General features: G+C 68.5%; 9 protein-coding genes. 7 read left to right on the forward strand and 2 right to left on the reverse strand.

The window, feature by feature from the left end:
* Positions 1–86: 86 nt before the first annotated feature.
* The 5 genes from ASC79_RS04470 to ASC79_RS04490 all read left to right on the forward strand — a co-directional run bounded on the left by ASC79_RS04470 (position 87) and on the right by ASC79_RS04490 (position 5,805).
* The gene (locus ASC79_RS04470) at positions 87–1,346 is read left to right on the forward strand and encodes an NAD(P)/FAD-dependent oxidoreductase (protein WP_056021030.1); all 1,260 of its coding nucleotides are present in this window, start codon (positions 87–89) and stop codon (positions 1,344–1,346) included.
* 88 nt (positions 1,347–1,434) lie between these two features.
* The gene (locus ASC79_RS04475) at positions 1,435–2,031 is read left to right on the forward strand and encodes a TetR/AcrR family transcriptional regulator (RefSeq protein WP_056020266.1); all 597 of its coding nucleotides are present in this window, start codon (positions 1,435–1,437) and stop codon (positions 2,029–2,031) included.
* 138 nt (positions 2,032–2,169) lie between these two features.
* Positions 2,170–4,866: a phosphoenolpyruvate carboxylase gene (gene ppc, locus ASC79_RS04480; protein WP_082531930.1), complete on the forward strand. Its 2,697-nt coding sequence runs from the start codon at positions 2,170–2,172 to the stop codon at positions 4,864–4,866.
* A gap of 86 nt (positions 4,867–4,952) precedes the next feature.
* Complete coding sequence (locus tag ASC79_RS04485; RefSeq protein WP_056021037.1) at positions 4,953–5,363, forward strand: hypothetical protein; 411 nt, start codon at positions 4,953–4,955, stop codon at positions 5,361–5,363.
* Between the two features lie 88 nt (positions 5,364–5,451).
* Positions 5,452–5,805 (forward strand): DUF1428 domain-containing protein, encoded by a 354-nt coding sequence (locus ASC79_RS04490; protein ID WP_056020268.1) that lies wholly within the window; start codon positions 5,452–5,454, stop codon positions 5,803–5,805.
* A gap of 535 nt (positions 5,806–6,340) precedes the next feature.
* Here ASC79_RS04490 and ASC79_RS04500 read toward each other — a convergent pair.
* Positions 6,341–8,560: a TonB-dependent receptor gene (locus ASC79_RS04500; RefSeq protein ID WP_056020273.1), complete on the reverse strand. Its 2,220-nt coding sequence runs from the start codon at positions 8,558–8,560 to the stop codon at positions 6,341–6,343.
* Positions 8,561–8,774: 214 nt separating this feature from the next.
* Between ASC79_RS04500 and ASC79_RS04505 the strand changes: the two genes are divergently transcribed.
* Together ASC79_RS04505 and ASC79_RS04510 are read left to right on the forward strand one after the other, a co-directional pair.
* Positions 8,775–10,112 (forward strand): MFS transporter, encoded by a 1,338-nt coding sequence (locus ASC79_RS04505; RefSeq protein WP_056020276.1) that lies wholly within the window; start codon positions 8,775–8,777, stop codon positions 10,110–10,112.
* 103 nt (positions 10,113–10,215) lie between these two features.
* Positions 10,216–10,452: a hypothetical protein gene (locus tag ASC79_RS04510; RefSeq protein ID WP_056020279.1), complete on the forward strand. Its 237-nt coding sequence runs from the start codon at positions 10,216–10,218 to the stop codon at positions 10,450–10,452.
* A gap of 128 nt (positions 10,453–10,580) precedes the next feature.
* Here ASC79_RS04510 and ASC79_RS04515 read toward each other — a convergent pair whose 3' ends face one another.
* Positions 10,581–12,053 carry a carotenoid oxygenase family protein gene (locus ASC79_RS04515; protein ID WP_056020282.1) on the reverse strand — a complete coding sequence of 491 codons (1,473 nt, stop codon included), beginning with the start codon at positions 12,051–12,053 and terminating at the stop codon, positions 10,581–10,583.
* Positions 12,054–12,158 lie beyond the last annotated feature (105 nt).

Genomic DNA, 12,158 nt, shown 5'->3' on the forward strand with positions numbered 1-12,158 from the left:
ACAGCGTTCGCCAAATCGGCGCCGGCGGCTTGCGGTCAGCGGCGGCGCGCTCTTTGATGGCGCCGCGTCCGCAGTCGGAGAGCTTCATGACCCAGGCCGAAAAACCCCGCGTGGTGATCGTGGGCGGCGGCTTTGGCGGACTGGAGGCGGCGCGGACCCTGGCGCGGGCCGACTGCCAGATCACCCTGATCGACCAGCGCAACTACCACCTGTTCCAGCCCCTGCTCTACCAGGTGGCGACGGCGGCGCTGTCGCCGTCGGAGATCGCCTGGCCGCTGCGCCACGTGCTGACGCGGCAGGCCAATGCGCGGGTGGTGATGACCAAGGCGCAGTCGGTCGACCTGGCGGCCCGCAAGGTCGTCACCGAGGCGGGCGAGTTTCCCTACGACTACCTGATCGTCGCCACCGGGGCGACGCACTCGTACTTCGGCAAGCCACAGTGGGAGGCGGCCGCGCCGGGGCTCAAGAGCCTGGAGGACGCCACCGAATTGCGCCGCCGGGTGCTGTCGGCGTTCGAGCGGGCCGAGACCGCGCCGGCCGAACGGCGCGCGGCGCTGCTGACCTTCGTGGTGGTCGGCGGCGGGGCGACGGGCGTGGAGATGGCCGGGGCGGTCGCCGAACTGGCCCGCGACGCGCTGAGCCGCGACTTTCGCCAGATCGATCCTGGCCAAGCGCGGGTGCTGCTGGTCGAGGGCGGGCCGCGGGTGCTGCCGGCGCTGGCGCCCGACCTCTCGACCTATGCCGAGCGGGCGCTGGAGGGGCTGGGCGTCGAGGTGCGGACCTCAGCCATGGTCACGGACCTGGACGCCGGCGGCGTGGTGCTGGGCGAGACGCGGATCGCGGCCGAGACGATCGTCTGGGCGGCGGGGGTCGCCGCCTCGCCCCTGGCCGCGGGCCTCGACGTCGAGCACGACCGCGCCGGCCGGGTGAAGGTCGCGCCGGACCTCTCCGTGCCCGGCCACCCTGAGGTGTTCGTGGTCGGCGACGCGGCGGCGATGGTCAGCGGCGACAAGCTAGCGCCCGGCATCGCGCCGGCCGCCAAGCAGGCGGGCAAGCACGCCGCGCGGCAGATCGCCGAGCGGCTGGCCGGACAGCCGGCCAGCGCGCCGTTCCGCTACGTCCACGCAGGAGACCTGGCCACCATCGGCCGCCACGCCGCGGCGGTGCAGATCGGCAAGGTCAAGCTGACCGGGTTCATCGGCTGGGTGTTCTGGGGCGTGGCCCACGTCTACTTCCTGATCGGACTGCGCAACCGCATCGCCGTGGCGTTCGACTGGCTGTGGAGCTGGCTCACCCGCCAGCGCAACATTCGCCTGATTGTTCAGCATCGCGGCCGCGAAAGCTGAACCAGGCCGCGCCGCCGGCTTGACGCTGTGGATAACCCCAGGTGATGTAACGGGAGTTACAGACCGGTCGCTCACTGAAAGGCGGGACATGTCGGGCAAGAACGTCAAGGCCGAGGAGACGTCGCGCCGACCTGCGCGCGACCGGATCTTCGAGACCGCCCGCGACATGTTCTATCGCAAGGGCATCCGCGCCGTCGGCGTGGAGAGCATCGCCGCCGAGGCCGGCGCGACCAAGATGAGCCTCTACCGGAACTTCCCGTCCAAGGACGAACTGGTCGCCGAGGTGCTGCGCCAGCAGTCGCGCGAAGGCTGGGTCTGGTGGGACGAGGTCGTCGCCCGCTACGACACGCCGCGCGCCCAGCTGGAAGGGTTGTTCGACGCCTTCGCCGAACGCTCGGAGAGCTCGGAGGCGCACGGCTGCGCGCTGTGCAACGCCGCCGTCGAACTGCATGAGCCTGGACACCCTGCCTTCCTGGTCGCCAAGGCTCACAAGCTGGAAACGCGGCGGCGGCTGATCGAGCTGGCCCGCGCGGCCGGGGCGCCCGACGACGAGCTGGGCGATGGCCTGCTGCTGCTGCTGGAAGGCTCGCACATGGCCCGCATCACCCTGGGCGGCGAAGGCCCGGACCGGCTGCTGCCGCGCACGGCGCGGGCCCTGATCCGCGAGTACATCGACCGCGCATGAAAAAGGCCCGACGCTGGCGCGCGGCAAATGTCGACCAATGATCCGCGGCGGGCCAAAGTGACCCGCGACGGGGCGTGCGGCAGCCTGTAGAGAACGCGGCGCGTTGAACTGACATAACGACATTCTGAAAGTGCGCGCGTGCCGGATAGAGCTGCCAAGTCGCCGCCCTCGGAGCTGAGGGCCAGGGTTCGGGTTTTGGGCCGCGTTCTGGGGGATGTGATCAAATCCCAGGACGGCCAGGTGCTGTTCGACCGCATCGAGGACATCCGCAAAACCTCGGTGGCCTTCCACCGCGAGGGCGGCGCGGCCAACGCGGCGCTGCTGGAGGAGCGGCTGCGCAGTCTGGACCTGAACGAGACCGTGCGGTTCGCCCACTCGTTCGCCTGCTTCCTGCAGATCACCAACATCGCCGAGGACTACGTCCAGCGCCGCAAGGCCGGCGACCCGCGCCCCGACACGCTGGCCGGCAGCCTGGAGTCGCTGGCCGCCGAAGGCGTGCAGACGCCGGCCGTGGCCAAGATGCTGCAGACCGCCTTCATCGCCCCGGTCATCACCGCGCACCCGACCGAGGTGCGCCGCAAGAGCGTGCTCGATCGCACCGGCGCCATCGCCGCGGCCCTGAGCGCCCTGGAGCAGGCGGTCGGCGAGGCCGCCAAGCACGACCGCGAGTTGGAACTGCTGCGCGAAGTGGCGATCTTCTGGCGCACCCGGCTGCTGCGCGGCGTTCGCCTGGGCGTGATCGACGAGATCGAGACCGCGGTCTCGTATTTCGAGCGCAGCTTCCTGGCCGAACTGCCCCGGCTGTACGCCCGCTGGACCCGGCAGCTGGACGCCCAGTTGCCCAGTTTCCTGCGCATCGGCTCGTGGGTCGGCGGCGACCGCGACGGCAATCCGTTCGTGACCGACGCCGTGCAGCGCCAGGCGTTCGCCCGCCAGTCGCAGGCCGCGCTGCTGAACTATCTCGAACGCATCCACGCCCTGGGGGCGGAGCTGTCGCTGTCGAGCACGCTGGCCAAGGTCACCCCGGCGCTGCAGGCGCTGGCCGACGCGTCGGGGGACGCCTCGCCGCAACGCGGGGACGAGCCCTATCGCAGGGCCCTGCGCGGGGTCTATGCCCGCCTGGCGGCGACCTATCCGATCCTGACCGGCGAAAGCCCGCCGCGCCCCTCGCCGCTGCCGGCCGAGCCGTACGCCACGGCCCAGGCGCTGAAGGCCGATCTGCAGGTGATCCTCGACAGCCTGATCGCCAACCACGGCGACACCTTCGCCATCGGCCCGCTGCCCGAGCTGATCCGGGCGGTCGACTGTTTCGGCTTCCATCTGGCGACGCTGGACCTGCGCCAGAACTCGGCGGTCCATGCGCGGACGATCGCCGAGCTGATGGCCGTGGCCGGCGTCTGCCCCGACTATGGTGCGCTGGACGAACAGGCCCGCCAGGACCTGCTGCTATCCGAGCTGGCGCACGGGCGACTCCTCTACTCGCCCTATGCCGAATACAGCGAGGAAACCCGCCGCGAGTACGCGGTGCTGGCCCAGGCCGCGCGTTCGCGCCAGCAGTACGGCCGCCAGGCGATCGTCGCCTACATCGTCTCCAACACCACCTCGGTCTCCGACCTGCTGGAGGTCTACATCCTGCTGAAGGAGGTCGGCCTCTTCCATCCGGGCGAGACCCCACGCACCGAGGTGTTCGCCGAGCCGCTGTTCGAGACCATCGGCGACCTGCGCGCCGCCCCCGACACCATGCGGGCCTATCTGTCGCTGCCGCTGATCAAGTCGCTGCTGGCCGAAGGCCGGCTGCAGGAAGTGATGATCGGCTACTCCGACTCCAACAAGGACGGCAGCTACCTGACCTCGACCTGGGAACTGCACCAGGCCTCGCGCGCGCTGCTGGCGGCGACGGACGAGATGGGCCTGCGCCTGCAACTGTTCCACGGCCGCGGCGGCACGGTGGGCCGTGGCGGCGGGTCCAGCTACGAGGCCCTGCTGGCCCAGCCGGAAGGCACGGTGCGCGGCCGTATCCGCATCACCGAACAGGGCGAGGTGGTCGCCAACAAGTACGCCGACCCGCAACTGGCCGATCAGAGCCTGGAGACCATCACCGCCGGGGTGGTGCTGGCCTCGCTGCGCAAGCCCTCGGCCGAACGGCTGGGCGAAAAGCACGCCCCGGTGCTCGACAAGCTCTCGCAGGCCTCGATGGAGGCCTATCGCAACCTGGTCTACGAAACCCCTGGGTTCGTGGACTATTTCTACGGCGCGACGCCGCTGACCGAGATCGTCGAACTGAACATCGGCAGCCGGCCGGCCTCACGCCAGCCGACCCGCAGCATCGAGGGCCTGCGCGCCATCCCGTGGGTGTTCTCGTGGTCGCAGTCGCGCACCATGCTGCCGGGCTGGTACGGCTTCGGGTCGGCGATCGAGGCCTCCGGCGTGTCGCTGAGCGAACTGAACGAACTGCACGAGGCCTGGCCGTTCTTCGCCACGACGCTCGCCAACATGGAAATGGTGCTGGCCAAGAGCGACATGCTGATCGCCCGCCGCTACGCGGGACTGGTCGAGGACCAGGCCCTGGCGACGACGATCTTCGGCCGCATCGAGGCGGAGTGGAACAGGACCGTCGAGGCGCTGCTGACGATCAGCGGCCAGACCGCGCTGCTGGACCGCCACCCGGACCTGGCCGAGGCGCTGCGCACCCGCCTGCCCTACATCGATCCGCTCAATCACCTGCAGATCGAGCTGATCCGCCGCCGCCGCGCCGGCGACGAGGCCGAGGCCGTGCGCGAAGGCATCCACCTGACCATCAACGGCGTCGCCGCGGGCCTGCGCAACAGCGGATAGCGTTCGACCCGCGGGGCGGCGGCGCCTATGGTCTGGAGCCTGGCCGAGTGACTCAGGCCATCGGTTTCCAGGCTGAGGGGGCGCCCGTGTTCGATGATCTTCCCGATATTCTGCTGCGTCACCGACGCGTGGTCGGATGCGTCGCGATCGCCATCGCGCTGCTGACCTGGGCGGTCGACTGGGCGGGCCTGGTCTATCACTGCCCGTTCTGCCGCACGCAGCGCACGGTGATCGGCCTGCTCGGTCTGCTGCTCCTGCTGCCGAACCCCGCACACTGGCTGGTCAGGTACCTGTCGGCCGTGTTCGCGGTCTTCGGCCTCTCGGTCGGCGCGACGCAGCACTTTCGCGGCTGGGCGAAGATCATGTCGGGCAAGTTCACCTGGGGCGAGCAGTGGTACCTCAACGCCTGGATGCTGTCGGGCTTTGCGATCCTGATCATCACCGCGCTGGTGCTGCTGATCTGGCGCTGGCGCAGGCCGGCGGCGGAAGTTTCCTAGACGCCGCCTGCGGAAAAAGTCGCGCGGCTGTCGGATCGGACGCCACGCGAACGTCCTTTGGTCTGCACAACCCCAAGGAGGAAGTCCCATGCCCTATGTCGACGGTTTCGTGCTCGCCGTGCCGAAGGCCAATATCGAGGCCTACAAGGACATCGCCCGCAACGCCGGCGCGGTCTGGAAGGACCATGGCGCGCTGGCCTATGTCGAATGCATCGGCGACGACACGCCCTATGGCGAGCTGACCTCGTTCCCGCGCGCCGTCCAGGCCAAGGACGACGAGGTCGTGGTGTTCTCGTGGATCGTCTACGCCTCACGCGCCAGCCGCGACGAGATCAACGCCAAGGTCATGGCCGACCCGCGCATCCAGATGGACCCCGCCAAGATGCCCTTCGACGGCGCGCGGATGATCTTCGGGGGGTTCGAGAGCTTCGTCGAACTGTGACCGCCTAAGGTGGCGCCCGCAGGCGCATCGCTACCCTGAGCTTGCGGGCGTTACATTCGTTTACGTTATTTTTCAAATACTTGTTGGCGCATCTGCATAGAAGCGCGCCATAGCTGCGTTCACGAGGGCAGTTGGCCAACGGGACGTGAGCAGATGTTGAAGCACTTGTCGGCGGCGTCGGTTCTTTGCCTGGGGATCGCCTGCGCGGCCCCCGCCGCAGGAGCCCAGGACGCCGGGGCSAGCGCCGCGCAGGCGGCGCACCTCTCCACAATCTGGGTCGTGATGATCTTTGGCTTCGTCGGCGCGGGCGCCCTGCTCCGCCACGAACGCCGGTTGCGCCGCGCRAGGCCGRTCTTGGCCTGACCAGCGCGTCTGGCGACCCGCAGAGGTTCTAGGGGCGGCGCCTTCGTGGTGCGCTCTGGGGCAGCGGGGAGCCGCGGGAACCCGCATGCGGGTTCACCAGCCCCCCCGCGGCTCCCCGCACTGCCCGAACAAGGAAAGAAGCCGGCGCTGCAAGGCGCCGGCTTCATGTCGTCTAGAACTCGTACTTCAGATCCACGCCGTAGGTCTTGGGCGTCGCGTAGTAGTTCATCAGGTCGCCGAAGAAGGTCTGGGCGGCGACAGCGTAGAGTTCGTCGGTGAGGTTCTTGCCCCACACGGTGACCGACCAGGGGGCGTTCGGCGGCTGGACCCGCAGCGAGGCGTCCCACAGGCCGAAGGGTTCCTGGGCGAAGGTGTTGGCCGGGGTCCAGTAGCTCTTGCCCTGCTTGGTGTAGTTGGTCTGCAGGCTGAAGGCCTGGTCCCACTCGCCCAAGCCGAAGACGTAGTTCGCGCCGATGTCGAACTTGTACTCCGGGGAGCGCTGGATCTGGTTGCCCGAGAACACCACGCCGGCGCCGTCGACGAAGTTCTTGTACTTGGCGTCGAGCCACGAGCCCGAGGCGGTCAGGGTCAGGTCCTCATTGACCGCCCAGGTGCCTTCGGCTTCCAGGCCCTTGATCTCGGCCGAACCGGCGTTGCTGGTGATCAGGCAGAGGCATTCCAGGACCAGCTGCTGGGACTGCAGGTCCTTGTAGTCCATCTTGAAGGCCGCGATGTTCAGCCGCACGCGGCGGTCGAACAGGTCCGACTTCACGCCGATCTCGTAGTTGGTCGCCTTTTCCGGGTCGTAGCCGAAGGCGGCGGCCGCGGCGGTCGACGGCAGGTGGTCCCAGCCGCCGCCCTTGAAGCCCTTGGCGGCGCTGGCATAGACCATGACGCTCTCGTTCGGGCGGTACTCGATGATCCCCTGCGGGGTCAGGGAGTTCCAGTCCTTGCCGTAGTTGACGGTGAAGGACTGGCCCTTGGCCAGCACCAGGGCCGCGACGCAGAGGCCGTCGCCGCCATCCTCGAGGCACTGGGCCAGGCGGGTCCCGCTCTTGTCGTCCATGGTGTAGCGCAGGCCGACCGTGGCCTTGAGCTGGTCGGTGAAATTGTAGCCGACCTGGCCGAACACGGCCGTGGTCTTGAGGTCCGCCTCGTTGGTGTAGAGGAAGGTGCCGCTGAGGGCGGGGATGGTGGTGGCCGTGGTCGCGACGTTGGAGTCGTAGCGGGTGACGTCGTCGCTCTGGTGGAAGGCGCCGATGATCCAGTCGAAGCGGCTGTCGGGGTTGTCCGACACCAGCCGCAGTTCCTGGCTGAGGGTCTCGGGCCGCTCGCTGGTCGAGTAGAAGGTGTCGGCCAGGCCGGGGGGCGAGCCGATGCCCAGCTGGTTGAAGCCCATCGTGCCCTTCGACGAGCGCCAGCCGGTGATCGAGGTCAGCTTGGCGCCCTCGAATACGCCCCAGTCGACGCGGAGCATCGCCCCGCGGGTGAGGCGGCTGCTGAATTCTTGCTGAGGGCTGGTGCCGTCGCGCGGGCCCAGGCCGCGGGCCGCGCGCCAGGCGGCGACGACGCCGGTCCCGGCGGCGAAGGGATCGTCGGTCATGATCCGCGCCGTGCCGTCGGTCTCGTCGGTCCCGTAGTCGAAGGTCGCCAGGATCTGCAGGTCGGCGTTCGGCGCGCGGTAGAGCAGTCCGCCGCGGCCCTGGTAGGACTTCAGGTTGTCCATGTCGCCGCCGAGGATGACGTTCCGGCTGTAGCCCGAGCGGTTGCGGACCTGGAAGGCGACGCGGCCGGCGAGGTTGTCGGTCAGCGGCCCGGTCACATGGCCGTTGACCATCACCGAGTCGTAGTTGCCGAACGAGACGGTGGTCGAGCCGGACGGATCGAACTTGGGCTTGGCGGTGATGACGCTGATCGCGCCGCCGACCACGTTCTTGCCCAGCAGCACGCCCTGCGGGCCGCGGATCACCTCGACCCGTTCCAGGTCGTAGAAGTCGGTGAAGGCCGAGCCCATCCGCGAGAGATAGACCTCGTCGACGAACATGCCGACCGACGGTTCGGCGGTGGCGTCGAGGATGCGCACGCTGGTCACGCCGCGGATGCTGAGCTCCTTGCCCAGGGCCGAGCTCTCGGTCATCGAGAACGACGGCACCGAGTTCGACAGCGAGCTGAGGTCGACGATGCGGCTCCGCTCCAGAGCCTCCTCGGTGATGGCGCTGATGGCGGTCGGGACGTCCTGCAGCCGCCGTTCGCGGCGGTCGGCGGTGACGATCACCTCCTCCACGGCCACGGTCCGCTCGCCGGAAGGCGCGGTCTGGGCCGCCGCCGTGGTTCCGGCCGAAAGAGCTCCTACGGCGCAGGTGGCCAACAGAAAGAGCGCTTGCCTGGTCATCTAGTTTCCCCCGCGTTGCGCGACGCCCCGAGGCGCCGCTCCACTGGGCTCTACGGCCCATGACGAGAGACTTGCATTACTAGACTGATACGCACAAGTCCCTTTTTGAAAGTCGCTCCAGATCGGCTTGCATTTTAATACCTTTCGAGTGACGGTGGCCTGGACGCCGCGCAGACGGCCACTCCATCGGGGCCCAGGAATGCTTCAAAAGACAATGGAATTCGCGGCCCCGCCCCAGGTCGGCGCGCCGGACTGGCCCTCGCCGTCCCGCGCCTGGGCGACGGTGCTGGTGCTGATGGCGGCCTATGCCGTCGGCTTCGTCGACCGGCAGATCCTGACCCTGCTGGTGGAGCCGCTGCGCCGCGATCTCGGAATCACCGACACCCAGTTCAGCCTGCTGAGCGGCCTGGCCTTCACGCTGTTCTACACCCTGATGGGGGTGCCGCTGGCCTGGCTGGCCGACCGCGGATCGCGCCGCAACCTGATCATGGTCAGCATCGGGGTGTGGAGCGCCATGACCGCGGCCTGCGGGCTGGCCGGCTCGTTCGTCTCGCTGTTCGCCGCGCGCGTGGGCGTGGGCATCGGGGAAGCAGGCCTGTCGCCCGCCGCCTACTCGCTGATCGCCGACTCGTTCCCGCCCGCCAAGCGCGCGCGGGCCATGGGCGTCTATGCGATCGGGGCCATCACCGGGGTCGGCCTGGCGCTGATCATCGGCGGGGCGGTGATCGAGTGGGCCAGCACGGCCCCGCCCGTCACCCTGCCCGTGGTCGGCACGCTGAAGAGCTGGCAGATGGCCTTCATCCTGGTCAGCCTGCCCGGCCCGGTGCTGATCGTGGCGATGATGTTCCTGCGCGAGCCGGCCCGGCAGGGCGCGGGCGCCGCGCCCTCCGCCCCGCTCGGCCCCTATCTGCGCCAGCGCTGGCTGATCTTCACCCTGCTCGCGGCCGGCTACTCGCTGGTCGGGGTGGCGATCGCCGCCTACCTGACCTGGGCGCCGGCCTTCCTGATGCGCGCGCACGGCTGGCCGGTGGGCAAGGTCGGAGCGATCTACGGGACCATCCTGCTGGTGAGCAGCACGGTCGGGGTCCTGATCGGCGGTTGGTGGACCGACCGCTTCGCCGCCGCCGGCCGCAAGGACGCGGTGCTGCGCGTCGCGATCATCGGCGCGCTCGGCGCCTTCCCGTTCGCCCTGGCCGCGCCGATGGTCTCCAGCGACGTCACCGCCGCGGTGCTGCTGGCGCTGATGTGCCTGGGGTTCGGCCTGACCCAGGGCCTGCCGGCGGTGTCCTTCCAGGCGGTGACGCCCAACCGCGTCCGCGCCCGGGTGATCGCGCTCTATCTGCTGATCGGCAACATCGTCGCCTTTACGGTCGGCCCGACGGCGGTGGCGCTGATCAGCGACCACTGGCTGCGCGACCCCAAGAAGATCGGCGTCGCCGTCGCGGTGGTCACCGCCATCGTCCTGCCGCTGGGCGTCATCGCCCTGCTGGCCGCCATCAAGCCCTACATCCAGGCGTCGGAGGAAGAGGCCGCGCAAACCTCTGATCACTGACGTTTGTAGACTGCGGGTTTGCACCGACGCCAAAACCGGTGCAGCCTGCTGAACGGACCCGCAAGAAGGTCCGTGACTAGACAAAGACATGGGAGGAAGGCGCGTGAAGATCGTCGCCTTGACCGCCGTCCTGAGCCTGCTGGCTATGGGGACGGCGTCCGCGCAGAGCAGCGGACAGGTGCGCAACGACGCCAAGTCGGGCGGCCTGTTGATGACCGCCGCCTATAAGCCGGCGCCAAGCCGCACCACCACCGCGCGGTTCACGTCCAAACCAGCGCCCGCCAAGCCCGTCTACATCTACAAGGCCCCGATGGCCGTGAAGCCGTTGAAGACCTGGTAAGCGCAAGACCGGCGCAAAACCGTCATCCCGGTTTCGGCGCAGCCGAAGACCGGGACCCATGACACCGCCGCGCGAATGGATCCCGGACATGCGCGATGCGCATTCCGGGATGACACTCGAGATTGGCGTTAGCGCCCCTGCGCCGCGCGGATGGCCTCGCCCTGGCCCCAGGTCGCATGGGTGCCGCTGGAGATGCGGCCCGGCAGCATGATCCGGCAGACCGGACCGTCGGCCAGCTTCCTGGCGTCGTAGACCACGCATTCCGACCGATCGGCGACCATGTCGGTGACGAAGGTCACCAGGTAGCCGTCATCCTCGTCGACGCCGCCGACGCGGGGGGCGAAGCCCGGCTCGCTGCCGTAACGCTCCTCACCGAAGTCGATCGCCCAGCTCTCGCCGGTGTCCAGGTCGTGCTTCACCAGGCCAGTGAACAGGAACCAGCCCGGCTTGGAGACTGCGCTGTAGCCGTAGCGGTACTTGCGGCCGGCGTACTGGTTGTTGATGACCCCGAACTCAAGGATGCGGTCGTCCAGGCGCTGCTCGCGGGTCTCGCCGGTCTTCATGTCGAAGCGCCAGCGATGCAGCTTGGGCCGCAGCTCGTTCTGGTCGAGGAAGGCCATGATCCGCTCATAGCCGGCCGGGGCGCTGTTGGACGACTTCGGTTCCGGATTCTCTTCGAAGTAGCCGTCGAGCACGACTTCGTCACCGTCCTCAAAGGCGTTGAGGAAGTGCAGGACGTAGGTCGGATCGGCGTCGAACCACTTCACGTCTTCCGGCTTGCCGTAGCGCGGCAGGATGCCGAAGCGCGAGCGCATCTCGCGGTGGAACCGCACGACGTGCAGGTTCTTCTCCAGCAGCTCCGGCTCCCAGAACACCGGCAGGTCGTTGAGGATCGAGTAGTTGGTGGTGAAGGCCATGTCGTGCGGCAGGCGCGGGCCCGGCAGCGGCACGGGGATGTAGTGCTTGAGCTTGTTGTCCGCGCCGACCACCCCGTAGTGCATGTACGGGGCGTGCTTGGAATAGTTGAAGAACAAGAGCTCGCCGGTGTGCTCGTCCACCTTGGGGTGGGCCGAGATGCCGTCGATCGGCGTCCAGCTCTCGATGCCTTCCTGCTCCAAGGTGTAGGGGTCCAGGCGATAGCCCTCCCCGCACTGATAGAAAGTCGAGAGGATCTTGCCGGCGTGGACGACGACGTCGGTCGAGGACGAGTCCTTCAGCCGTTCGTGCGCGCCCCAACCCGGACGGGTGGATTTGGCGGGGTTTTCAGCCAGGCCCGCCCATAGCGCGCGGCCGGCCTCTTCCTCGGCCTGGAAGCCCTTGGTCCGGACGAAGCGGTTGCGATAGCCCGCCTTGCCGCCCTTGAAGCTCATGACGTGCAGCATGCCGTCGCCATCGAACGGGTGATAGCGGCCCAGCGGCTCGTGCACCGGGTTCTCGGTGTTGCGAACGTAGACGCCGTCGATATCGGCCGGGACCTGACCGATCACCTCGAGTTCGGCGCCGTTGAACTCCTCATGCTGCGGGGTCCAGGCCCCGTTCATATAAGGATGGTCGTTCGGCTCGATGGTGGTGTGGACCCGGTTCACCAGTTCGACGGGCATGTCGCTACTCCCTTGGCTGGACGGCTCACGGCCATCCTGGTTGCCCCATGATAGGCGCATTCAGTTTCAATTTGCCAGTTGGATTTCGCGACTGCGGGATCTGAG

The sequence above is a fragment of the Phenylobacterium sp. Root1290 genome (genome assembly GCF_001425305.1).
Taxonomy (GTDB): Bacteria; Pseudomonadota; Alphaproteobacteria; order Caulobacterales; family Caulobacteraceae; genus Phenylobacterium.

Bases quoted from the DNA above. Each gene is read 5' to 3' on its own strand.
- ASC79_RS04470 (WP_056021030.1), top strand. From the start codon at position 87: ATGACCCAGGCCGAAAAACCCCGCGTGGTGATCGTGGGCGGCGGCTTT.
- ASC79_RS04475 (WP_056020266.1), top strand. From the start codon at position 1,435: ATGTCGGGCAAGAACGTCAAGGCCGAGGAGACGTCGCGCCGACCTGCG.
- ASC79_RS04490 (WP_056020268.1), top strand. From the start codon at position 5,452: ATGCCCTATGTCGACGGTTTCGTGCTCGCCGTGCCGAAGGCCAATATC.
- ASC79_RS04500 (WP_056020273.1), bottom strand. From the start codon at position 8,560: ATGACCAGGCAAGCGCTCTTTCTGTTGGCCACCTGCGCCGTAGGAGCT.
- ASC79_RS04505 (WP_056020276.1), top strand. From the start codon at position 8,775: ATGGAATTCGCGGCCCCGCCCCAGGTCGGCGCGCCGGACTGGCCCTCG.
- ASC79_RS04515 (WP_056020282.1), bottom strand. From the start codon at position 12,053: ATGCCCGTCGAACTGGTGAACCGGGTCCACACCACCATCGAGCCGAAC.